Raw genomic sequence first — 23,319 nt, forward strand, 5'->3', positions numbered from 1 at the left:
ATGAAAATTACTAAGCTTACAATTTACAGTGATAATATAAAGGAGCAGCTTAAATTCTATCGTGATGAGCTTAATTTTGAAGTAAGGAATTATTCTGAAAAAAGCTTTGAAATTGTGGCCGGGTATTCGGTTTTAAGATTTCAATACAAAGAGAACGCAACACCCTATCATATTGCTTTTCATATTCCGGACAGACAGGAGCATGAAGCCCTTGCCTGGATAGAAAATAAGATGTCGGCACTAAGGCATAATAAGGAGAAAATCATCGATTTCAGCAACTGGCAGGCGATGTCTGTCTATTTTTATGACTGTGATAAAAATATCATGGAGTTCATCTCAAGGCGTGATTTCAGCAAGCCGAAATCTGCCATTTTTGATCCTTCAAATATCGTAGGAATAGCCGAAATAGGTTTGGTTACAGACAACGTGAAGGAAAAATTCGAACAGGTGAACCTCGAATGCGGCTTGCATAGGTTTGATGGGGATTATGAGAGGTTTTGCGCGATAGGAGAGCCTTCTGGACTTCTCATTACTATAAATAATAAACTTAAAGACTGGTTCCCTACAAGTGATAAAGCCTATATGTCGGCCTTTGAGCTGGAATTTGAACATAGGGGCGATAAATTCGATCTTAGCTACAGTGATAACGAATTGAAAATTTCCAAGAATTAATACCAACTGATTTTACATGGACGTCGAAAAGAAAATTCAGAGTCTTCGCGAAGAATTACAACAGCATAACTACAATTACTATGTGCTGGATAAGCCTCAGATTAGTGATTATGAATTTGACATGAAGCTGAAGGAGCTTCAGGAGCTTGAAGAAAAGTATCCTGAATTCCAGGATGAGAATTCACCTACCCGGCGTGTGGGGGGAGCGGTCACTAAGAATTTTGAAACCGTAGTCCATGATCACAGGATGTATTCCCTTTCAAACTCCTATTCCAAGGAAGAGCTGGAAGACTGGGAAAAGAGGATAAGGAAGATAGTTGAAGGTAAGGTGCAATATGTTTGTGAGTTAAAATATGATGGAGCTTCCATTAGTCTTACTTATGAGAATGGAAGGCTTAAAAAAGCGGTAACCCGGGGGGATGGTTTTCAGGGAGACGATGTGACCAATAATGTTCGAACCATACGTTCTGTTCCTTTAAAACTTAAGGGAGATTATCCTGAAAAATTTGACATAAGGGGAGAGATCATTCTGCCATATGAAGGTTTTGCGAAAATGAATGCTGAAAGAGTGGAGATTGGGGAAGAACCTTATGCAAATCCCAGAAATACTGCTTCTGGTAGTTTGAAGCTTCAGGATAGTGCAGAGGTTTCCAAAAGGCCGCTTGAATGTCTTCTATATAGTATCGTTGGTAATAATACGGGCATCACAACCCAGTATGAAGGTCTTGAAAAAGCCCGTGAATGGGGCTTTAAAGTTCCGGAAGAATCAGAGCTGAAAGATTCCATAGAGGAAGTGCTTAAATATATCAATTACTGGGACGAGCATCGTCATGACCTGCCGTACGAGACTGATGGTGTAGTGGTGAAGGTGAACAATATTCACCAGCAGGAAGAATTAGGGCATACGGCCAAATCTCCGCGATGGGCCATGGCCTATAAATTCAAGGCAGAACAGGAAAGTACCAAACTGAAGAAGATTACCTACCAGGTGGGACGTACCGGGGCTATTACTCCGGTCGCGAATCTGGAACCTGTGCAACTGGCCGGAACGGTGGTGAAAAGAGCATCGCTTCATAATGCCGATCAGATAGAAAAACTGGATGTAAGGGAAGGGGATACCGTATTTGTGGAAAAAGGCGGGGAGATCATTCCTAAAATAGTCGGGGTTGATTTTGCCAAACGGGATCCCGATTCTGAGCCTACTCAGTATGCCACCCATTGTCCTGAATGCAATACAGAACTTGTTCGTAATGAAGGCGAGGCTCAGCATTACTGCCCCAATACCAATGGGTGCCCTCCCCAGATCACAGGCCGTATTCAGCATTATATTTCAAGGAAGGCCATGGATATTGAAGGTCTTGGAGGGGAGACGGTCGCGCTGCTGGTGAATGCAGATCTTATTGGTAATTACGCTGATCTGTATACCTTGAAAAAGGAGGATGTTTTGCCTTTGGAAAGAATGGCAGACAAGTCGGCCGAAAACCTGATCAATGGAATCGAAAAGTCCAAGGAAGTTCCATTTGAAAGGGTTCTGTTCGCCCTGGGAATACGATACGTAGGGGAGACGGTCGCAAAGAAACTTGCAAAACACTTTAAAAATATAGATGCATTGATGGCTGCTTCAGAAGAGGAGCTTATCAATCTTGATGAAATAGGTGAGCGTATCGCCTGGAGTGTGGTTGATTTCTTCAAAAATGAAGAGAACAGGGAGAATGTTCAGCGACTCAGGGAGTATGGCGTGCAGCTTGAGATTTCTGCTGAGAAGCTGGCGAACCAGACCGATAAACTTGAAGGAAACACCTTTGTGATTTCGGGAGTGTTTGAAAAGGTTTCCCGTAATGATCTCAAGAAACTCATTGAGGATAATGGCGGGAAGGTCTCCAGTTCTATTTCTTCAAAGACCAATTATCTGGTGGCCGGTGAGAATATGGGTCCCAGTAAGCTGGCCAAAGCTGAAAAATTAGGAACCAATATCATAAGCGAAGACGATTTTCTCGCGATGGTGAACTGACTTTAAACTTATCTGCTTTGAAATTTAGACTTATCCTGTTTTTTATACTGGCGGCTCTTAATAACTGTTTTTCTCAGTCAGAAGTACTGCCGGAGGGTTTTGTTTATATAGATAATGAGGTTCCCGGGGTGGTATACGAGATTCGGTATGCAGGGGACAATAATTTTATCGGTGGGCCTGTGTGGGGCTATAATAGTGAACAGGCTATTTTGAGCGAACCTGCCGCAAAGGCACTGGCTAAAGTTCAAAAGGAACTGATTCTGAAGGATTATATGCTAAAGATTTTTGATGCTTACCGGCCACAACGAGCCGTGAACCAGTTCATTGAATGGGCGAGGGACCGGAATGATACGCTGAAGAAGCAGGAGTTCTATCCTGATGTTGCAAAAAAAGACCTTTTTGAACTGGGTTATATAGCGTCCCGATCGGGACATTCGCGCGGCAGCACCGTGGATCTTACTTTGATCCATGCTGAAAGCTGTAAAGAAGTGGATATGGGCAGTACCTATGATTTTTTTGGTGAGATATCCCATCATAACACTAATCAGATAACAGCTGAACAGAAAAAGAACCGGGAATTGCTAAAAAGGGTAATGAGAAAACATGGTTTCCGGCATTATTCGGAAGAATGGTGGCATTATACATTCATCCCGGAACCCTATCCGGATACTTATTTTGATTTTCCTGTCGAGTAGATTTTTTCTAAGTCTTATCTTTCTGGTAATTATGAAAACCGCAGTATTGGGCGGCTTTTACTGTTTTTATTAATGAAAAGCGCGTATTTGCTTCCTAATCTGATAAAATTTAAGGATATTTGCAGCCCCAAATCCCTAATCGAAATTATGAAATATAGCCGTATTTTTATACTGGCATGCCTCCCGCTTATAGTGGTTAATTTAACAGCGGAGATTTATGAACTGGAATGGTTAGCCACAACCGCTGAAATTCTTATTTACTGTCTGCTTCTCATTGGTTTTTACAGGAGACTTGAATTTTACAATCTGAATATTTCCGGCTTTTTTAGCTTTTCGCTTCTCGCTACCACCATGTTTTATTTCCATGAGCAAAGATTGATTTTCTTTTTCGCTGTTTTTATAAATATGATCTCTTATTTTTTTCTCATGAGGGAAGCCTTAAGATATACTCAGCGCGAAGCAGCTAATAAGTTCATGTTGCTTTTCTTTTTTGTCCTTATAGCCGTAAATATCTATTTCCTCTTTCAGCATTTACAACAGCTGGAAATACATATTACCGGGATGTTGGAATTTGGTTTTTATTCTGTTTATTACATCAATCTCATTGTGCTCGGAATCGTGGCTCTTATCTACTACCTGAATTCTTTTTCACGAAAATCGGTATTTTTCATCAGCATGGTATTATCCCTTATCGTGGCGGATGTTCTCAGGGATATGGCGGCTTTTTATCTTCGGGACCCCAGTGTGATTTTCATTGAGAATGTTCTCAGGTTTGCCAGTGTGATCCTGGCTTTTGAGTTCTTTGCGACCGAAGAAAAGAAACTCAGGCTAATCAATCTGGTTTAATATCCGCATTTCACAAAAAATACAAAGCTGTTAAATTCCAATATTATCCTGTGATAGCCTATGCTTATTAGCTTTCTTCTTCCTTTAAATTATTTACATTTGCCCTCCAAATTTAATCGATGATTAGCGGTAACCTGAAGAATGTTTTTTACTTAAAGAAGATCCGTAAGGCGCTTGGCTCAAAAAGTGATGTGAAAAGTGAATTTTCGGGCAAAGCCGGTTTGATAATTGATGCTGATAATTTGGATGAAAAATGGAAGCTGACTGATTTTTACGAGCTGGTTCAGCTAAAAAAGGAGAATTTTTACATTGTTATTTGTGGCTCCAGGCAGAATTTACCAGAAGATATCGAAGCTGCTGTTCTAGACTCGAAGGAGATTTCATTAAGAGGTGAATTCAGAAGTGAGGAGATTAGAAGTTTTACAGAAGAGGACTTTGATTTCATACTTTGTTATTTTTCAAAGAACAGTGTGGCTTCAGCCTTACTTTCGGCTCTTACTAAAGCTAGGATCAGAATAGGTAACAGCCCGGACGAATATGGGATCTATGATGTTGAGATAGATGCCCGGGAGGTTGAGGTTTTTCAACAGGAAGCATTGAAATATTTAAAAATCTTAAAAAAGAATAATTGATGGATGCCTTTGTGGGAACAGGAGTGGCTCTTATCACTCCATTTAAAGAGGATTTAAGTGTAGATAGCGAAGCTTTGGCAAGCCTTGTTAAAGACCAGATTGAGAATGGTATAGACTATCTTGTGGTTTTGGGAACTACGGCTGAAAGTGCGACACTAAAGCAGGAAGAGAAGGAGTTGGTGAAATCTGTAGTAAAAAAGGCTAATGAAGGAAAATTGCCATTGGTACTGGGTATAGGCGGGAACAATACCGCTGGAGTAATAGAAGAACTAAAATCGGCAGATCTTGATGGTTTTGATGCGATACTTTCAGTCTCACCATACTACAATAAGCCTACTCAGGAAGGTGTATTTCGTCATTTTAAAGCTGTTTCGGAGGCTTCTCCCTTACCGATAATACTTTATAACGTACCGGGAAGGACTTCTTCTAACGTGCTGCCAGAGACCATTAATCGTATTGCGAGGGAACTGGACAATGTGATTGGGGTAAAGGAAGCGGCCGGAGATATAGTTCAGGCAATGAAACTCATAAGCCTGGTGCCTGAAGATTTCAAAGTGATCTCGGGAGATGATATGATCACACTTCCCATGACCCTTGCGGGAGGAAAAGGAGTGATCTCTGTGATAGGCCAGGGGCTGCCCCGGGAATTTTCAGATATGGTAAGAGCAGGACTGGATGGCAGAGTGAAAGATGCTTATGAACTTCATTACAGGATAGCTCCCTCTATAGACCTTATTTTTGCTGAAGGTAACCCGGCCGGGATCAAAGCACTTCTGGCCAAAAAGGGAATGATAAGCAATGTGCTGCGGCTTCCGTTGGTTGAGGCAAGTGAAAATTTGCAGTCCAGGATAAATGCATTTATGGAAAAATTCTGATTCCTATTAGATCAGAATTATTTGAGAAACCAGGCTTGGTCTGCAATAAACCCTTAGAAACAGGGTTATTGCACAGGTTGAGGAAAGTTTTTTTTATAGTCACAAAAAATGTATTTTTGCCAGATGTTTTTACGTATCATGAAAAAAGGAATTCTCGTTTTAAGTTTACTAATGCTCACACTGTCCTGCGGTGAATACCAGAAGTTGCTTAAAAGTGATGACACTGCTGCGAAATACAGCACGGCTGAGGAATTGTATAACGAAGGTAAAGCTGAAGATAGTAATAAGAAGTTGAGAAAAGCTTTAAGATTACTGGAGCAGATAGAGCCTCAATTCCGTGGAAAGCCTCAGGGGCAGAGGGTTGTTTTCCTTTTAGCTGATACCTATTACTCACTGGGGGATTATTATCTTTCTCCTTTCCAGTTTGAAAGGTTCCTTCAGCTATATCCCGACAGTGAAAAAGCTGAAGAGGCTTCGTATAAAAGAGCGGCCAGCTTTTACTACAGGTCTCCCAGATATAATCTTGACCAGAGTGATACGCATAAGGCGATCGAAGAATTACAGGTATATCTGAATAAGTATCCGGAAGGGGAGTTTGTAGAGCCTGCCAATGAGATGGCTACCGAGCTAAGGATCAAACTGGAGAAGAAGGCCTACGAGATCGCAAAACAGTATCATCACACTGAATATTATAAGGCAGCGATCGCGTCTTTCAATAACTTTATTGCCGATTACCCCGGTTCTCCGTTCAGGGAAGCGGCCTATTATTACAGATTTGATTCAGCCTATAAACTGGCAATTAACAGTTTTCAGGTGTTGATGGAAGAAAGACTGGAAAACGCTAAAGAATTTAGCAATTCTTATAAAAAATATTATCCTGAAGGTGAATATCTTCCCCAGTTGGAAGAATCCCTTTTAGACATAGAAAAAAGACTACAGAACTTTTAATTTAGGAATGATGGATTTTAAGAAAATTGATGCGCCGGTAAACACTACTACCATAGACAGGAATAAAGTAGATGACCCAACCGGGAATATCTATGAAGCGATCTCTATAGTTGCCAAAAGAGCTACGCAGATCAATGGAGAGATCAAAAAGGAATTATTGGAGAAACTGGACGAGTTTGCTACTTATAATGACTCTTTAGATGAGATCTTCGAGAACAAGGAGCAGATAGAGGTATCTAAATTTTACGAAAGGCTTCCGAAGCCACAGGCTCTTGCTATCCAGGAATGGCTGGAAGACAAGATCTACTGGAGAAATACAAAAGAGACCGAAGAATAGAATCGGGCACGAACATGTCGGTACTAAAGGGTAAAAAGGTATTAATGGGCGTTACCGGTGGTATTGCCGCTTATAAGACTGCCAGTTTAGTACGTTTGTTCATCAGAGCCGGTGCCCAGGTAAGGGTAGTCATGACTCCGGCCGCTAAAGAATTTATCACTCCGCTTACTCTTTCCACACTTTCCAAAAATGAAGTCTATTCTTCATTTACAGATGAGGAAGACGAAAACGCGCAATGGAACAATCATGTTGAACTCGGCCTCTGGGCTGATTTCATGCTTATAGCCCCGGCCACAGCGAATACGCTGTCCAAAATGGCTTCGGGGAATAGTGACAATCTTTTGCTCGCTACCTATCTTTCATCCAAATGCCCGGTGTTCTTCGCACCCGCGATGGACCTGGACATGTACAAACATCCTTCCACTAAAAATAGTTTCAAGATCCTGCAGGAATATGGGAATATTATGATTCCGGCGGGAGACGGAGAACTCGCCAGTGGGCTGCATGGCGAAGGCAGAATGGCTGAACCTGAGGGAATACTGAAATTTCTTGAAGAACATTATACCGAGAATCTTCCTCTTAAAGGCAGGAAGATACTTATAACTGCGGGGCCCACATACGAAGCTATAGATCCAGTGCGTTTTATAGGAAATCATTCTACCGGGAAAATGGGTTATGAGATTGCCCGGGCAGCTGTAAAACTGGGAGCTGAGGTTAGCCTGATTTCGGGGCCAACGCATCTGAGTATGGATGATGACAGGGTTGATCTTATTAAAGTTACCAGTACTCATGAAATGTATGAAGCTGTAAGCTCGAGGTTCAAGGATACAGATGTGTTTATAGCTTCAGCAGCCGTAGCCGATTACAAGCCCGTAACCGTAGCCGGTGAGAAGATCAAAAAGGATGATCAATCTCTTAGTCTGGAGCTTACCAGGACCGAAGATATACTGGCCAGTATGGGAGAAAGGAAAGAGCATCAAAAACTTATTGGTTTCGCCCTGGAGACTAACAACGAGGTTGAAAATGCAAGAAATAAGCTCAAAAGGAAGAATCTTGATTTTATTGTATTAAATTCACTCAATGATAAAGGTGCTGGTTTTAAAACAGACACCAATAAAGTAAGTATTATTTATCCTAACATTATCAAGGATTTTGAACTGAAACCCAAAACCGAGGTTGCCAGGGATATTTTAACCGAGATCATAGAATTGCTGAATGCGTAAGATTTTAAGCTTCATACTTATCTTTTTTGGAATGCAGGTTGCTACTGCACAACAACTTAATTGTGAAGTGATAATCAATGCCGAACAGACCGGCCAGACAAATCTTTCGGTATTCAACACGCTTCAAAGAGCTCTTAGTGAATTCATAAACCAGACAACCTGGACCGAAAGGGATTTTCAGAATCATGAGCGCATTAACTGCAGCATGTTCATCACCATTAACAGCTTTGAAGGAGAAAGCTTTAATGGCAGTATACAGGTGCAGTCTTCAAGACCAGTATATGGTACATCCATGATCACTCCGGTTTTTAATTTTAACGATGAACAGTTAAGTTTTAATTACCGCGAGTATCAGCCACTCAATTACAGCCAGAACAGTTACACTTCCAATCTGGTTTCGGTGATCTCATTTTATGTATATACCATATTGGGGCTGGATGCCGATACTTTTGCTCCACAAGGAGGAACTCCTTACTTTGAGGAGGCTAACCGCATCGTCACCACTGCACAGCAAGGGAATTCGCAGGGTTGGAGAGGGGCCGATGGACAAAGGTCAAGATACCGTCTTAACGCCGATCTGTTGGCCAACACCTATGCTGAGTACAGGCAGGCGCTGTACGACTATCACCGTCTGGGTCTTGACGTGATGCATGAAGATGTACTTGGAGGAAAAGAAAATATTGCCGCAGCAATGGAAAAACTCGAGGTGATGAATAACAGGAGAAATAATTCTCTGCTCCTCAGAGTCTTTTTTGATGCCAAGGCCGATGAGATCTCCCAGATCTTTTCTGGAGGGCCTTCCATAAATAGTAATGAGCTAGTGGAGACCCTCAACAATATTGCGCCAAGGTATTCTAAGAACTGGCGAAATATTCAGTAGGCTTTTTGGTTGATTTCAATTTTTTTCTCACGTATATTTAGCGCAAATTTTAATCGGTTTGCTTACATCCCTTTCTATAAAGAACTACGCTTTAATTGAAGATATCAATATTGATCTTCAGTCTGGATTTACCATTATAACAGGTGAGACGGGCGCGGGAAAATCCATCATGCTTGGGGCTCTGGGGCTCCTGCTTGGAGACCGGGCCGATTTTAGTTCTATAAGGGACTCTGAAAAGAAATGCGTTATAGAAGGGAATTTCAGTATCTCGAACTATAAGCTGGAGAATTTCTTTAAAAAGGAGGATCTTGACTATGAACCGAACAGTATTATCAGAAGGGAGATCCTGCCTTCAGGCAAATCTCGTGCTTTCATAAATGATACACCGGTTAGGATAACGGCACTTCAGAACCTGGGAACCTATCTTATAGACATTCACAGTCAGCACGAAACCCTGAGTTTGGGGAATTCAGATTACCAGTTTGAGGTTATAGATACCATTGCAAAGAATGAATCTCTTATCATAGAATACAAAAGTGAGCTTAAGGAATTCAGAGCGCTGCTTAAGCGATTTGATGAGTTAAAAGAGGAGCAGTCTCAGGCGGCAAAAGAATATGATTACAATCTGTTCCTTCTCAATGAGCTTGAAGAAGCTCAGCTCCAGGCCGGAATGCAGGATGAGCTGGAAGAAAGGTATGAGGAACTGAATAATGTGGAGGAGCTTACTGAAAACCTTGGTTCTGCCATCAATTACCTCCAGCAGGAAGAAATTGGCAGCCTTGAGAGTTTAAAATCGGTAAGGTCTCATCTTTCCAGGATCGCCCAGTTTTCCTCGAATTATGAGTCTTTCTATGAGCGTATTCAAAGTGCCATTATTGAGCTGGATGATCTTGAAGCTGAAATGACTAGCGCTTTGGAAAGGGTAGAGGCTAATCCTGAAGAACTGGAGACGGTGAATCAAAAACTGCAATTGATCTATAATCTTCAGAAAAAGCATAATGCCGAAAATGTTGAGGAACTACTGAAAATCATGAATGATCTTCGTGAAAAGGTTTCAGTAACCGAAAATGCCGAAACTGCCCTGAACGAAGTACAGCTGGCGATAAAGGAACAGGAAGCCCGGCTTTCCAAAACCGCTGATAAACTCTACGAAAACCGAAAAAAAATCATCCCCGCCTTCATTGAGCAGACAGAACAGATACTGAAAGACCTGGGAATGCCCAATGCCCGACTCAATATTGAACTGGAACAGGGAGAGGAATTTCTTTCAAACGGAAGGGACAGGCTGGAATGGTATCTGGCCGCTAATAAAGGAGGGAGTTTTAAAGAAATGAAGAAAGCGGCCTCCGGAGGAGAGCTTTCAAGGATCATGCTTGCCGTAAAGAGCATTCTGGCTGCCCAGAGCAATCTGCCTACTATCATTTTTGATGAGATAGACACCGGTGTTTCCGGCGAGATCGCGCAGAAAATGGGGGAGATACTTCAGAAAATGGGCAATAATATGCAGGTGATCGCCATCACTCATTTACCACAAATTGCGGGGAAGGGAGCTTCTCATTTCAGGATCTTTAAGGAAGATAATGAGGAAACCACCCGAACCAGGATCATAAGGCTGGATGAAAAGGCTCGTATAGAAGAACTTGCTCTTATGCTGGGCGGCAATACTAAAAGTGATTCGGCCATGGCACACGCTAAATCCCTTTTGAACTAGCTTTTATTTTATGGATTCAAAATTGATCCTTAAATGATGCTTAGTGTAGTAAGGTTTTGAACTTTAAATATTGAATTTTTTACTGCTAACTGGTCACTGACACTGAATACCGAAAACTGCGAACTGAATTCAAACAACTTTCCTATCTTTACAGGCGAACAACCATAAAATATAAATCACATGTCATATAACCTGCTTAAAGGTAAAAGAGGAATCATTTTTGGCGCTCTTGACGAAAATTCTATCGCCTGGAAAACTGCCGAAAAGGTACATGAAGAAGGCGGGACATTTGTGCTCACTAATGCACCTATCGCTATGAGAATGGGTAATATTAAGGACCTAGCGGAAAAGACCGGGTCTGAGATCGTTCCAGCAGATGCTACAAAAATTGAAGATCTTGAGAACCTTGTGGATAAGGCCATGGAGATCCTTGGCGGAAAGATAGACTTCGTGCTTCACTCCATAGGTATGTCTGTCAACGTTAGAAAGGGGAATCATTATACCAATATGAACTACGACTTTACCACTAAAGGCTGGGATGTTTCAGCCGTTTCTTTCCATAAGACCATGCAGGTTCTTTATAAGAAAGACGCAATGAATGAGTGGGGAAGTATCGTGGCGCTTAGTTATATGGCAGCTCAAAGGGTATTTCCTGATTATAACGATATGGCCGATAATAAGGCTTATCTTGAATCTATCGCCCGTAGTTTTGGATACTTTTTCGGAAAAGATAAAAAAGTAAGGGTGAATACCATCTCACAATCCCCAACGCCAACCACGGCAGGACAGGGAGTGAAAGGATTCGACGGGTTTATTTCTTTCGCTGAAAAGATGTCTCCGCTTGGAAACGCGACTGCAGAGGAATGTGCTGAATATACACTTACATTATTTTCTGATCTTACCAAAAAGGTAACCCTGCAAAACCTTTATCACGATGGTGGTTTCTCCAATACCGGTGTAAGCCAGGAAGTGATGGAAGCTTTCACGCGGGAAGAAGAATAAATTTATAAAACCGGCTGTAAAGTCTATGTCACTTCGAGCGAAGTCGAGAAGTACGGACAGGCTAATTTTACAGCTGGTTTTTTCTTAAAATGCTTCGCATGCAGCCTGAATATTCTTTTATAGTTCCTGTTTATAATCGTCCCCAAGAGATCAGGGAATTGCTGGAAAGCATGCAAAAACTTATAGCTTCGATTCCCTTTGAAGTGGTGATCGTGGAAGACGGCTCAGATCTGAGTTCTGAAGAAGTGGTGAAGGAGTTTTCAGATCAATTGGATATCTCCTATTACTATAAAGAGAATTCCGGTCCCGGTGATTCCCGTAATTACGGAATGAGAAAGGCAAAGTCTTCGTATTTCATTATCCTGGATTCTGATGTGATCCTTCCGGAAGATTATTTAAGTCACGTACATAAATTCCTTTCCGTAAATCCATGTGACTGCTTTGGCGGTCCTGATGCCGCCCATCCTTCTTTCAGCAATGTTCAGAAAGCCATAGATTATAGCATGACCTCTTTCTTTACTACCGGAGGAATAAGAGGTGGAAAAAAGGCTGTGGACGAATTCCAGCCGCGAAGTTTTAATATGGGCATTAGCAGGAAAGCCTTTGAGAAAAGTGGAGGTTTCGGGCAGATACATCCCGGTGAGGACCCCGATCTTAGTTTAAGACTTAAGAAAGCTGGTTTTACCACCTGCCTGATTCCAGATGCGAAGGTCTTTCATAAACGACGCATAGACTGGAATAAATTCTACATACAGGTTAAGAAATTCGGGATGGTGCGCCCAATTTTAAACAAATGGCATCCCGGCTCGGCCAGGATCACCTACTGGTTTCCTTTATTTTTTATACTAGGTTTATTCTTTGCCCTTGCCGCCCTGCTGGCGGGGGAAATCTTCTTTATTGGAGCTTACCTTATTTATTTTCTAATTGTTGGCATGGATGCTGCGATAAAATATAAAAGTCTTTATATTGGAATACTCTCTATAAAGGCAGTAATTATTCAGTTTGCAGGTTATGGCTGGGGATTTTTCATGTCTGCCATAAGGATCGGGATTATGAACAGGGAGCCGCAAAAGGCGTTTCCTCAATTATTCTTTAAAAAGGTATCAGGTGTTTAAAAGACCAAGCTTTAAAAAATCAAGTTTAAAGACCTTCAGTTTTTTTCTGGGGTTCGCCACCGTGGTATGGGTGCTGGTTCAGTTCTCAAAGACCTATACCCAGCTTATTGAAGTCCCTCTGAAATATATTAATGCACCTCTGGACAAGAGTATTTCAGATGAAAGGCCAGACCATGTGGATCTCCAGATCCAGGATAATGGTTTCAGTATATATTATTACAGGATCTTTAATCCACAGCTTACCATAGACCTTTCCAGGGCTCAGGAAACCGAAAACAACCTGGTATATCAGCTTGAGAATCACCTTACCGAAATAGAGGAACAGTTAAAGATAGATCTTGAAAAATCCAGGATCATCCAGGATGAGATCGTGATCCCTTTTCAATTCAAAAAGGAAAAAATGGTCAAGGTTCTTCCAAATATAGAAGTGAACTATGCGGTAGGATATTCAGCCGATCAGCCTGTTAGACTGAAACCCGATTCCATAAGGGTAAGCGGACCGGAGAAGATCATAGACAGTATTATTACCGTGCCTACAAAATCCATTCAGCTTAATAAGGTTAACAACGATCTGGAAGGCAGTGTAAAAATAGATACTTCCAACCTTGGAATGTTGAGCTTTTATGAAAACAGCGTAAAGTATTTTCAGCCGGTAAGCAAATTTACTGAAGGTAGTGCCGAAGTGCCGGTAGATGTGATCAATATTCCCGAAGGCCTTAACCTTGCTTATTTTCCTAAAACCGTGATAGTTTACTATCAGGTGAATCTGAAGGAATTTGATAAGGTTAGCGCTTCAGACTTCAGGGTGGTTTGTGATTATAAGAGTATTTCTGAGGGAGACGATTATATGCTGGCGCAAATTGAGGAAAAACCAAAGTTTGTGAATAACCTGCGACTTAACGAAAGGCGAATTCAATTTGTGATCAAGAGATGAAAATTGTAGGCCTTACCGGGGGAATAGGGAGCGGAAAAACCACCGTAGCTGGTTTTTTCAGAGAACTGGGGGTACCCGTCTATATCGCTGATGATGCCGGGAAACGATTGCTGAATACTTCTTCTGAAATAAAGAAAAAAGTTATAGCCCTGTTTGGCAGCGAAGCCTATACCGGAGATAGTCCCAACCGGAAATTCATAGCTGCACAGGTGTTTAATGATAAAATGAAGCTGGAGAAGCTCAACAGCATAATCCATCCTGCCGTAGAAATCGATTTTCAGAATTGGCTTACCGAAGAGAAGGGGGAGTATGTGATCTATGAGGCGGCTATTTTATTTGAGACAGGAAGTTATAAAAAGTGCGATTTCAACATTCTTGTCACCGCTCCGCAAAATTTAAGAATAGAGAGACTTCAGAAAAGGGATAATAGCTCTACAGAAGAAATTAGGCAAAGAATGAATAACCAGTGGAGTGATGAAAAGAAGCGCAAACTTGCCAATTTCATAATAAAAAACGTTGAATTAGGGCAGACCCGGCTTCAGGTTAAACATATCCACGAAGAAATCTTAAAAGCAGGCAAAAATTGCTAGAAGTTCTGTTAACATTTGGTTAAACACTTTAATGTCTAAATGTTAAAATATTACTTTTGACCGCATGAATAAGAAGCTTTTTGTCCTTCTCGTAGCTCTCATGAGTTTATCCCTAATTGGCATTATTTTCGTCCAGGGATATTGGATCAAAAGCACGATAGATGACCGGGAAGAGCAGTTTTCTTATGATGCGAAACAGGTTCTCCTAAACGTTTCTGAAGAGATACAGAACAGGGAATTCGAGCAATACTATTTTCAGTTTAAGAATCCTGACAGTACGAATAGTAAACTTAGTGACAGAACCTTAACCGAATATTTTTATACCAGCAGGAACGAGAATCGGAACGAGACCCTTTTCAACTCTGAAACCATATTAGAAGAAGATTATAAGGTTACCTCGGGATTTTTACAGTTTGCTCAGGATAGTATACAGTTCACCAAAATGATTAACAAGCGGGTGACCGATATCGTGAACAACAATCAACTGGACGGTGATAATTTGAGTGCAAGGCAAAGGATTGAACATATAGAACGAATATCAAGAATGGAAGAGGTAGAAAAGGATATTCTTCGTTCTGCAATTTCCGAACTTGTGAGCAGATTACCGGTACATAAAAGGGTTTCAGGAGAAACCCTTGAAGAGTTACTTGCCGAGGAAATAAAGGAAAGAGACATGCAAACCGGTTTTGAGTATGGAGTGTACAGTAATTCAATTGCTACCAACCTGCATTCTGAGAATTTTAGTCTCAACCACCCGGCCACGTATGCGGTGCCGTTATTTATGGATAGTGTAGGCAACAGTAGTTACCAATTATTGGTTAACTTTACTCAAAAGAAGGAAGCGGTGCTCTCTTCGGTGATTCTGATGGCCAGTCTTTCCATCATTTTCACACTTATCATCGTGATTGCATACTCAAGTGCGCTTTCACAATTGATTAAGCAAAGACAGATATCGCAGATAAAGACAGATTTTATTAATAATATGACGCACGAGTTCAAGACGCCTATCGCGACAATAAACCTGGCGCTGGATGCGATCAAGAATCCGAAGATCATGGGAGATCAATCCAAGGTTTCCAGGTATCTGCAGATGATAAAGGATGAGAACAGGAGGATGCATGCCCAGGTTGAGAATGTGCTGCGTATCTCTAAGCTGGAGAAGAATGAACTCGATCTAAAAAAGGAAAGACACCAGTTGCACGATTTAATTCTAGACGCAATACGTCATGTAGAGCTAATCGTAGATGACAGGGGAGGCTATATTCAGACGCATTTTGGAGCCTTGCGCTCTTCAGTGCTGGCTAACCAGGATCACTTTTCAAATGTGATAGTGAATATACTGGATAATGCCATTAAATATTCTGAAGAGGCTCCTAAGATAGACATTCATACTGCGAACGTTAAGAATTATATCTACTGTGAGATAAGAGACCAGGGAGTAGGAATGAGCAAACAGGTTCAGAAAAAAATATTTGAGAAGTTCTATCGTGAACACACCGGTGATATCCATAATATCAAGGGCCATGGTCTTGGCCTGGCCTATGCAAGGCAGATCGTTGAAGATCATCATGGACAGATCACCGTGAACAGCGAAAAAGGAAAAGGAAGTACCTTTATAATTAAACTACCACTAATATCTTAAATACATGGAAACTGAAAACAAGAAAATTCTATTAGTTGAGGACGATCCGAACTTCGGAACGGTTCTTAAAGATTATCTCGCAATGAACGATTACGAGGTAACACATGCCAAGAACGGGATGGAAGGATTTGAAAAATTCAAAAAGGATGATTTTGATCTTTGTATCCTGGATGTGATGATGCCTTATAAGGATGGATTCACTCTTGCCAAGGAAATACGTGATAAAAACGAGGAAGTGCCTATCATCTTCCTTACCGCCAAGGCGATGAAAGAGGATGTTCTAAAGGGTTACAAGGTGGGTGCAGATGACTACCTTAACAAGCCTTTTGATAGTGAGGTGCTGTTGATGAAGATAAAGGCGATCATGCAGCGTAAAGCTACGGATAGTGTTGCCGATAGTAAGCAGTTCGAGTTCGAGATCGGTGATTTCCACCTGAACTCAAAACTGAGATTCCTTACCTTCAAGGATGAGGAACCACAAAAACTGTCTCCAAAGGAGAACGAATTATTAAGATTGCTGGCATTGCATGAGAACGATCTTATGCCAAGGGAACTCGCACTTACCAAGATCTGGAGAGATGACAATTATTTTACCTCCAGGAGTATGGACGTGTATATTGCCAAGCTTAGAAAATACCTGAAAAAAGACGAGAACGTGGAGATACTTAATATCCACGGAGAAGGTTTCAGACTTGTTGTTAAGAACAAGGAAGAGACCGAAGCTTAAGTTTTAGTTCAGTTTCCGGAGTTACTGCATCGCGGCGGACTTTCCCCGCGATGCGGTACACTTCCTTATCATAATAAGGGAGTAAGCCCGGAGATTTCACTTTCCGGTCGGTTAAAGACCAAAATTATCAGTCTTAGCATAATTTTAAGATCGGTTTTCCTACAATACTTATCTTTATGGCGTTCACCAAATAAGCCCGGACTTGATAAGTGCAGCCGAGATATGTAATTTTATGGGCTTTCCCCTACGGAAGGCTTGCACTTTCCTGTTGCTGTTTTTTGGCCTTGTGATATCTTATTCTCAGCAACCATCATATAGTTGGTTAAATGGCCATGACCTGGAGTATATAAATGTCCAATTTGCAGATCTTTTAAACTTTGAAGCTAAAAGTGACAGATTAATTATAGCAATTGAAACCTCTCCATCAGGAGAGGTGTATTTTCTTACCTATGGAAATGGAATTAAGCATATTGATTCTAACGGTAATATAGAGGACTTTATAAGTGGGGATCGTCTTACCGCACCAATGGATTTCTCCATTAACAGTCTAGGAGAATTTTATGTGGCTAATAATGCTCCATTGGAAAGGCAAATATTTGTCTATTCCAGTACAGGAACTTATCTGCCCAGTAAAACACTTGGAACTGGAGAATATGGCACAGGCCCGGACAGATTTAAAGGTCCAATGAGTGTAGCTTTTGATGATGAGGATAATCTTTATGTCGCTGATCACTATACCGGAGATAATAGTGCCGCAACGGATAAAAGTCACGTCAAAATTTACTATAAAGATGGAAATTTTGTAGAATTTGATAATGTAGCTGGTTCTGCAATTAATTTTCCTTACCGTATTGCCTCTGATACGCAAGGAAAAATTTATCTGGCAGATCTTGGTACTGGGAACGGTAGATTACAAAAAATTGGACTTGATAGTAATAATCAACCATATTCAGAAGGAATAATTTCTAGCCCAAGCTTAGGTTCTCCCGGTGATATTGTGGTAGATTCTCAAGGTTATATTCACGTTGCAGATTTTGGTAATGATATAAATCTTACAGCAATTTTGGGTGCGGCTGATGACCCATCCCAACTGGTTGATGCCTTTGATATTATCAAAAATGGTATTCAACAAAATAAATTTGATATTGATGTATTTGATCCAAGTGGGAATTATAGGTTTTCTATTACTGATGAAATCGACTTGGCAATTGATCTGGCATTAGATTCATGCGATTCTTTCTATGTTAATAACTTTATTCTGTCGGGAACGAAAGGAACAGCTTGGCTTGGTTATATTGATATGAATGCTAATCTCGATTTTGACCTTGAAATCTATAAAAGAACTCCAGCTTTTGATATTACAGATCCTGAGATTACCTGTCCGGTCGATATTGTTGCCGAAGCTCAACTAGGGAATAACTATGCGATTGTCGATTATAATAATGCAACAGCTACGGATGCTTGTGGTGTTATTGTAACCCAAACTGCAGGCCTGGCTTCAGGGAGTCAATTCCCCATGGGTGAGAACACGGTTGAGTTCACCGCTACCGATTCTTTTGGGAATTCTTCCACTTGTACGTTGAAAATTACGGTAAATCCCGGGGAATCCAATAATCAGGCCCCAATATCCATAGCAGATAATTATTCAACAGATTTTGAAACCACCCTGACGGTGAGTACTGCTAATGGGGTATTATCAAATGACACTGATGGGGACGGAGATCCTCTTACCGCCCAGTTGGGAACCGATGTCTCAAACGGTACCCTCAACTTAAATGTGGATGGATCGTTTACTTATACTCCCGATACCGGGTTTAGCGGCGAGGACACCTTCACTTATATTGCGAATGATGGAGAATTGGATTCCAACGAAGTAACTGTTACTATAACTGTAAATCCTCGACCAAACCAGGCTCCAATAGCCATAGCAGATTCTTACCCAACAGATTTTGAAACCACCCTGACGGTGAGTACTGCTAATGGGGTATTATCAAATGACACTGATGCGGACGGAGATCCTCTTACCGCCCAGTTGGGAACCGATGTTTCAAATGGTACCCTGAACTTAAATGTGGATGGATCGTTTACGTATACTCCAAATACGGGTTTTAGTGGAGAGGATACTTTTAATTATCTGGCTACCGATGGGGATTTAAATTCCGATGAGGTTACCGTCACCATAACTGTAAATCCTCAACCAAACGAGGCTCCAACTGCCGTAGCCGATTCGTACCCAACAGATTTTGAAACCACACTGACGGTGAGTGCCGCTAATGGAGTATTATCAAATGACACTGATCCGGACGGAGATGCTCTTACCGCCCAGTTGGGAACCGATGTCTCAAATGGTACCCTGAACTTAAATGTGGATGGGTCGTTTACTTATACTCCAAATACGGGTTTTAGTGGCGAGGATACTTTTACTTATCTGGCTACCGATGGGGATTTNACCGCCCAGTTGGGAACCGATGTCTCAAATGGTACCCTGAACTTAAATGTGGATGGGTCGTTTACTTATACTCCAAATACGGGTTTTAGTGGCGAGGATACTTTTACTTATCTGGCTACCGATGGGGATTTGTATTCCGATGAGGTTACCGTCACCGTAACTGTAAATCCTCAACCAAACGAGGCTCCAACTGCCGTGGCAGATTCTTATCCAATAGATTTTGAAACCACACTGACGGTGAGTGCCGCTAATGGAGTATTATCAAATGACACTGATCCGGACGGAGATCCTCTTACCGCCCAGTTAGGAACGGATGTTTCAAACGGTACCCTGAACTTAAATGTGGATGGATCGTTTACGTATACTCCAAATACGGGTTTTAGTGGAGAGGATACTTTTACTTATCTGGCTACCGATGGGGATTTGAATTCCGATGAGGTTACGGTCACTATAACTGTAAGTCCTCAACCAAATCAGGCACCGATTGGCGTAGATGATCAATATTCTGTTTCAGTCAATCAATCCTTAAACATTGAGGCACCGGGAGTGCTGGAGAATGACAATGACCCAGACGGTGATAATCTTACTTCTTCATTACAAAGCGATGTTAGTAATGGAAGTCTTAGTTTGGAGCAGGACGGTGCCTTCACCTATACTCCAGATACAGATTTTACAGGGGAGGATACTTTTACTTATATAGCCACCGATGGGGATTTGAATTCCGATGTAGTAACCGTTAGAATTAATGTTACAGCTGCTTTATCTATAAACTGCCCCTCAGATAAGACCGAATCCTTTGATGATGGATGTTCCTTTATAGTTCCAGATTATACGTCTCAGGCTTTAGTGACCAACGGTGATGGGGCACAGGTAACCCAGGAACCGGTACAGGGTACTCTGATAACCGATTCTCAGTTTGAAGTGCGGTTAAGGGTGGAACAGGATGGAGCTTCCGATGAATGTACCTTCCTGGTCAACCTGGAAGATACAATTGCACCGGAGGTCTTGTGTGTGGGTACGTATGATATTACACTTAATGACGGTGAGACGAAAAACCTGGAAGCTTCCCAGATAGACAATGGTTCTTCCGATACCTGCGGAAGTGTAAGTCTGAGCCTTGACAAAACAGAATTCACCGCGGCCGATGAAGGTAATAATACGGTTACACTTTCGGTACGGGACGAGGCCGGGAATGTCGAAACCTGCCAGACTATCGTAACCGTTACGGTTTCAGGAGGAAACGATAACCAGCCGCCGGTAGCGAATGATGACGAATATTCTACTGAGATTAATACCACGCTTAATATTTCAGAAGCTAATGGAGTGCTTGTAAATGATACCGATCCTAATAACGACGATCTAACCGCAGTTCTGGATACTGATGTTCAAAATGGATCCCTGCAGCTAAATCTGGATGGCTCATTTACGTATACACCGGATACCGGCTTCGTGGGACAGGACTTTTTTACCTACATGGCCAATGATGGGGAATTCAATTCCAATAGTATCTCGGTTACAATTAACGTGGAAGATAGCAGTGGGGAATTTGGCTGTACTTCACAGGTGGCGCTGGAGCTTGGGCCCGACGGAGATACCAGCCTGGATATAGGGCTTCTTTATCAGGGTGATGCTGAGGGTCTGCAGCTGAGCGCTGATAAACTTGAGTTCACATGTGATGATATTGGCGAAAATACCGTCACTCTTTCATATTCCGGACGGGTTGAAGGAACCTGCACCGTTAAGGTGATAGTGGTAGACAATACAGCCCCGGTTCTCCAGCTTCGGAATATTAGTATAGATCTGGACCTGCAGGGGAATGCGGAGATCAGCTTTGATGATATCAATAACGGCTCTTTTGATGAATGTGATACTGAGGTGACCTACACGCTGAGCAAGACATTTTTTAGTTGTAAGGACCTTGGAGAAAATACCGTTATCGTCACAGCGGAGGATGATAGTGGGAATATTGCTACTGCCTCGACGGTAGTAACAGTATTTGCCGAATATGAAATTTGTAACGATCCGCTGCCTGGTTCAGAATATATATTCATTTATCCAAATCCTAATTCCGGTAGTTTTAAGATCGCGACTCCGGCTGATGTAAGCATACAGCGTATCGAAGTTTTTGATAAGAGGGGAAGGTTCATACGGGCCAAGAACTTCGAGAGCACCGTGATTGAATATGCCATGGATCTGGGGCCCCTCCAGGAAGGCATTTATGTGCTGAAACTGGATACGAACGAAGGCGTATATATAAAAAGAATAATCTTTAAAAGAGATTAATCTCCGTTCGCTATCTTATTTTCAATATACCCGAAGATCTTTTCCGGGTCTTCATCAAATTCGAACCATTTGATGTCCTCATCTTTTCTAAACCAGGTAAGTTGTCTTTTGGCAAATCGGCGGGTATTCTTCTTTATTTCTGAAATAGCCGTTTCAAGATCCGTTTCCCCTTCAAAATACTGGAAAAGCTCTTTATAGCCTACTGTATTTAAAGCATTGAGTTCCCGTTTTGGATAAAGGCTTTTAGCTTCTTCAATCAGACCGTTTTCGATCATTAAATCCACTCTTTTGTTGATCCTGTCGTAAATGATCTCCCTGTCTGCGGTCAATCCTATATGTATGGTCTCAAAATCACGTGGGGGTTTTTCCTTGTTCAAAAAAGAGGAAAAGCTTTTGCCGGTCCCTATACAGACTTCCAGTGCTCTGATGAGCCTGTGCGGGTTCTGTACATCAATGTTCTTATAGTGGTCAGGATCCAGCACGAAAAGTTTCTGCTGCAGCCAGTCAATCCCATCTTCTTCCAGATGCTTGTTAAGGTTTTTTCTTATTTCGGGATCTACTTCAGGAAAATCATCCAGGCCTTCGGTCACCGCTTTTATATAGAGCCCACTGCCTCCAACCATTACGGCGATCTTATGTTCTTTGAAGAGTTCTTCCAGCTTTCTTAATGCTTCTCTTTCAAAATCTCCTACTGAATATTTGTCTTCTATGGAGATATGCTGAATAAAATGATGGGGAGCAGCCTCCAGTTCCTCAGCGTCGGGCACAGCGGTACCAATCTTCATCTCCTTAAAGAACTGCCGGGAATCGGCTGAAATGATCTCGGTATTAAAATGTTTCGCTACGGCAATGGCAAGGGCGGTCTTACCAATAGCGGTTGGCCCTATTATGTTGATAAGAAAATTATTCATTCAGTTTGAATCCGCAGTTATGGCAGAATTCGGCATTATCCAGGTGTCGGCCTTCATTGCAATTGGGACAAACCTGGGTATTGGTGATAGGTTTCTCGGTAGCCTTACTGAATTCGGCACTTACGATCCCTGTTGGCACGGCAATGATCCCGTAACCGGTGATCATTATTATCGAGGCAATAAGTCTTCCCAGGGGGGTTACAGGTGCAATATCTCCAAAACCAACCGTAGTAAGGGTTACTATACACCAGTAGATACTTAACGGGATATTATCAAACCCGGCACCCTTTCCTTCCACGAGATGCATCAGTGTTCCCGCAATGATACAGATGATTAGAACCGCAAACAGGAAGACCAGGATCTTGGCCTTACTATTGCGCAGGGCCAGCATTAATTTACGTGATTCTCCAATATAACGGGTGATCTTCAGTACCCTGAAGATTCTCAATAATCTTAAGGCTCTTATTGCAAAAAGCAGGTTGGTACCGCCAAAAATGAAGCCTATATAACTTGGCAGGGTAGAAAGCAGGTCTACGATCCCGTAAAAGCTGAAGATATATCGCTTGGGTTTGTTAATAGCTACGATCCTCAGAATATATTCGATAGTAAAGATAGCCGTGATGATCCATTCGGCTATATAGAACTGCCAGGCATACTTGTAAAGAAGGGAACTTACGCTCTCCATCATGACAAGGGCCACGCTTATGAGGATGACTATGAGAATGGCAATGTCAAAAAACTTACCCGCTGGGGTGTCTGCTTCATAGATCACCTCATGAAGTTTGAATTTCCAGTGGGGGATAGGTTTGCTTTCTTCTTTCACGGTAGGTTAAAAG

The 23,319-nt window shown here is 41.8% G+C and carries 20 protein-coding genes; 18 read left to right on the forward strand and 2 right to left on the reverse strand.

The annotated features are described in order from the left end of the window. From EZJ28_RS12950 to EZJ28_RS13035, 18 genes are all read left to right on the forward strand, one after another. Positions 1-672 (forward strand): VOC family protein, encoded by a 672-nt coding sequence (locus EZJ28_RS12950; protein ID WP_131398543.1) that lies wholly within the window; start codon positions 1-3, stop codon positions 670-672. 16 nt (positions 673-688) lie between these two features. Next, entirely contained in the window at positions 689-2,683 is a 1,995-nt protein-coding gene (ligA, locus tag EZJ28_RS12955; protein ID WP_131398545.1) for an NAD-dependent DNA ligase LigA, read from the forward strand. A gap of 17 nt (positions 2,684-2,700) precedes the next feature. Beyond that, complete coding sequence (locus EZJ28_RS12960; RefSeq protein ID WP_165499082.1) at positions 2,701-3,378, forward strand: M15 family metallopeptidase; 678 nt, start codon at positions 2,701-2,703, stop codon at positions 3,376-3,378. A 147-nt stretch (positions 3,379-3,525) separates the two neighbouring features. Further along, positions 3,526-4,224: a hypothetical protein gene (locus EZJ28_RS12965; protein WP_131398547.1), complete on the forward strand. Its 699-nt coding sequence runs from the start codon at positions 3,526-3,528 to the stop codon at positions 4,222-4,224. A 119-nt stretch (positions 4,225-4,343) separates the two neighbouring features. After that, positions 4,344-4,856 carry a DUF6913 domain-containing protein gene (locus EZJ28_RS12970; protein WP_131398549.1) on the forward strand — a complete coding sequence of 171 codons (513 nt, stop codon included), beginning with the start codon at positions 4,344-4,346 and terminating at the stop codon, positions 4,854-4,856. Beyond that, positions 4,856-5,731, forward strand: coding sequence for a 4-hydroxy-tetrahydrodipicolinate synthase (dapA, locus tag EZJ28_RS12975; RefSeq protein WP_131398551.1), 876 nt, complete (start codon positions 4,856-4,858; stop codon positions 5,729-5,731). The genes EZJ28_RS12970 and dapA overlap by 1 nt, the downstream gene beginning before the upstream one ends. A 123-nt stretch (positions 5,732-5,854) precedes the next feature. Further along, the gene (locus tag EZJ28_RS12980) at positions 5,855-6,679 is read left to right on the forward strand and encodes an outer membrane protein assembly factor BamD (RefSeq protein WP_131398553.1); all 825 of its coding nucleotides are present in this window, start codon (positions 5,855-5,857) and stop codon (positions 6,677-6,679) included. A 10-nt stretch (positions 6,680-6,689) separates the two neighbouring features. Beyond that, positions 6,690-7,016 carry a DNA-directed RNA polymerase subunit omega gene (locus tag EZJ28_RS12985; protein ID WP_131398555.1) on the forward strand — a complete coding sequence of 109 codons (327 nt, stop codon included), beginning with the start codon at positions 6,690-6,692 and terminating at the stop codon, positions 7,014-7,016. Between the two features lie 14 nt (positions 7,017-7,030). Continuing rightward, entirely contained in the window at positions 7,031-8,239 is a 1,209-nt protein-coding gene (gene coaBC / locus EZJ28_RS12990) for a bifunctional phosphopantothenoylcysteine decarboxylase/phosphopantothenate--cysteine ligase CoaBC (RefSeq protein WP_131398557.1), read from the forward strand. Then, positions 8,232-9,119, forward strand: a complete 888-nt coding sequence (locus tag EZJ28_RS12995) for a DUF4835 family protein (protein WP_131398558.1) — start codon at positions 8,232-8,234, stop codon at positions 9,117-9,119. The genes coaBC and EZJ28_RS12995 overlap by 8 nt, the downstream gene beginning before the upstream one ends. Positions 9,120-9,177: 58 nt before the next feature. Next, positions 9,178-10,830 carry a DNA repair protein RecN gene (gene recN / locus EZJ28_RS13000; RefSeq protein WP_131398560.1) on the forward strand — a complete coding sequence of 551 codons (1,653 nt, stop codon included), beginning with the start codon at positions 9,178-9,180 and terminating at the stop codon, positions 10,828-10,830. Positions 10,831-11,010: 180 nt separating this feature from the next. Next, positions 11,011-11,832, forward strand: coding sequence for an enoyl-ACP reductase (locus EZJ28_RS13005; protein ID WP_131398562.1), 822 nt, complete (start codon positions 11,011-11,013; stop codon positions 11,830-11,832). Positions 11,833-11,930: 98 nt separating this feature from the next. Beyond that, positions 11,931-12,947, forward strand: coding sequence for a glycosyltransferase family 2 protein (locus tag EZJ28_RS13010; protein ID WP_131398564.1), 1,017 nt, complete (start codon positions 11,931-11,933; stop codon positions 12,945-12,947). Continuing rightward, positions 12,940-13,881: a YbbR-like domain-containing protein gene (locus EZJ28_RS13015; RefSeq protein WP_131398566.1), complete on the forward strand. Its 942-nt coding sequence runs from the start codon at positions 12,940-12,942 to the stop codon at positions 13,879-13,881. Before EZJ28_RS13010 ends, EZJ28_RS13015 begins: the two co-directional genes overlap by 8 nt. After that, the gene (gene coaE / locus EZJ28_RS13020; protein ID WP_131398568.1) at positions 13,878-14,471 is read left to right on the forward strand and encodes a dephospho-CoA kinase; all 594 of its coding nucleotides are present in this window, start codon (positions 13,878-13,880) and stop codon (positions 14,469-14,471) included. Before EZJ28_RS13015 ends, coaE begins: the two co-directional genes overlap by 4 nt. 64 nt (positions 14,472-14,535) lie before the next feature. Continuing rightward, positions 14,536-16,113 (forward strand): sensor histidine kinase KdpD, encoded by a 1,578-nt coding sequence (locus tag EZJ28_RS13025; protein ID WP_131398580.1) that lies wholly within the window; start codon positions 14,536-14,538, stop codon positions 16,111-16,113. A gap of 4 nt (positions 16,114-16,117) precedes the next feature. Continuing rightward, positions 16,118-16,840 carry a response regulator transcription factor gene (locus EZJ28_RS13030; protein WP_131398582.1) on the forward strand — a complete coding sequence of 241 codons (723 nt, stop codon included), beginning with the start codon at positions 16,118-16,120 and terminating at the stop codon, positions 16,838-16,840. A 232-nt stretch (positions 16,841-17,072) separates the two neighbouring features. After that, complete coding sequence (locus tag EZJ28_RS13035) at positions 17,073-21,572, forward strand: Ig-like domain-containing protein (protein WP_131398584.1); 4,500 nt, start codon at positions 17,073-17,075, stop codon at positions 21,570-21,572. Here the strand turns inward: EZJ28_RS13035 and miaA are convergent. Next, entirely contained in the window at positions 21,569-22,483 is a 915-nt protein-coding gene (miaA, locus tag EZJ28_RS13040) for a tRNA (adenosine(37)-N6)-dimethylallyltransferase MiaA (protein WP_131398586.1), read from the reverse strand. The genes EZJ28_RS13035 and miaA overlap by 4 nt on opposite strands. Continuing rightward, entirely contained in the window at positions 22,476-23,306 is an 831-nt protein-coding gene (locus tag EZJ28_RS13045; protein WP_131398588.1) for an ion transporter, read from the reverse strand. Before EZJ28_RS13045 ends, miaA begins: the two co-directional genes overlap by 8 nt. Between the last annotated feature and the right edge of the window lie 13 nt (positions 23,307-23,319).

Source organism: Gramella sp. KN1008 (genome assembly GCF_004332155.1).
Taxonomy (GTDB): domain Bacteria; phylum Bacteroidota; class Bacteroidia; order Flavobacteriales; family Flavobacteriaceae; genus Christiangramia.

Excerpts from the sequence above, each read along its gene's own strand:
- EZJ28_RS12950 (WP_131398543.1), top strand. The coding sequence starts at position 1 with ATGAAAATTACTAAGCTTACAATTTACAGTGATAATATAAAGGAGCAG.
- ligA (WP_131398545.1), top strand. The coding sequence starts at position 689 with ATGGACGTCGAAAAGAAAATTCAGAGTCTTCGCGAAGAATTACAACAG.
- EZJ28_RS12965 (WP_131398547.1), top strand. The coding sequence starts at position 3,526 with ATGAAATATAGCCGTATTTTTATACTGGCATGCCTCCCGCTTATAGTG.
- EZJ28_RS12970 (WP_131398549.1), top strand. The coding sequence starts at position 4,344 with ATGATTAGCGGTAACCTGAAGAATGTTTTTTACTTAAAGAAGATCCGT.
- dapA (WP_131398551.1), top strand. The coding sequence starts at position 4,856 with ATGGATGCCTTTGTGGGAACAGGAGTGGCTCTTATCACTCCATTTAAA.
- EZJ28_RS12980 (WP_131398553.1), top strand. The coding sequence starts at position 5,855 with ATGTTTTTACGTATCATGAAAAAAGGAATTCTCGTTTTAAGTTTACTA.
- EZJ28_RS12985 (WP_131398555.1), top strand. The coding sequence starts at position 6,690 with ATGGATTTTAAGAAAATTGATGCGCCGGTAAACACTACTACCATAGAC.
- coaBC (WP_131398557.1), top strand. The coding sequence starts at position 7,031 with ATGTCGGTACTAAAGGGTAAAAAGGTATTAATGGGCGTTACCGGTGGT.
- EZJ28_RS12995 (WP_131398558.1), top strand. The coding sequence starts at position 8,232 with ATGCGTAAGATTTTAAGCTTCATACTTATCTTTTTTGGAATGCAGGTT.
- EZJ28_RS13005 (WP_131398562.1), top strand. The coding sequence starts at position 11,011 with ATGTCATATAACCTGCTTAAAGGTAAAAGAGGAATCATTTTTGGCGCT.
- EZJ28_RS13010 (WP_131398564.1), top strand. The coding sequence starts at position 11,931 with ATGCAGCCTGAATATTCTTTTATAGTTCCTGTTTATAATCGTCCCCAA.
- coaE (WP_131398568.1), top strand. The coding sequence starts at position 13,878 with ATGAAAATTGTAGGCCTTACCGGGGGAATAGGGAGCGGAAAAACCACC.
- EZJ28_RS13025 (WP_131398580.1), top strand. The coding sequence starts at position 14,536 with ATGAATAAGAAGCTTTTTGTCCTTCTCGTAGCTCTCATGAGTTTATCC.
- EZJ28_RS13030 (WP_131398582.1), top strand. The coding sequence starts at position 16,118 with ATGGAAACTGAAAACAAGAAAATTCTATTAGTTGAGGACGATCCGAAC.
- miaA (WP_131398586.1), bottom strand. The coding sequence starts at position 22,483 with ATGAATAATTTTCTTATCAACATAATAGGGCCAACCGCTATTGGTAAG.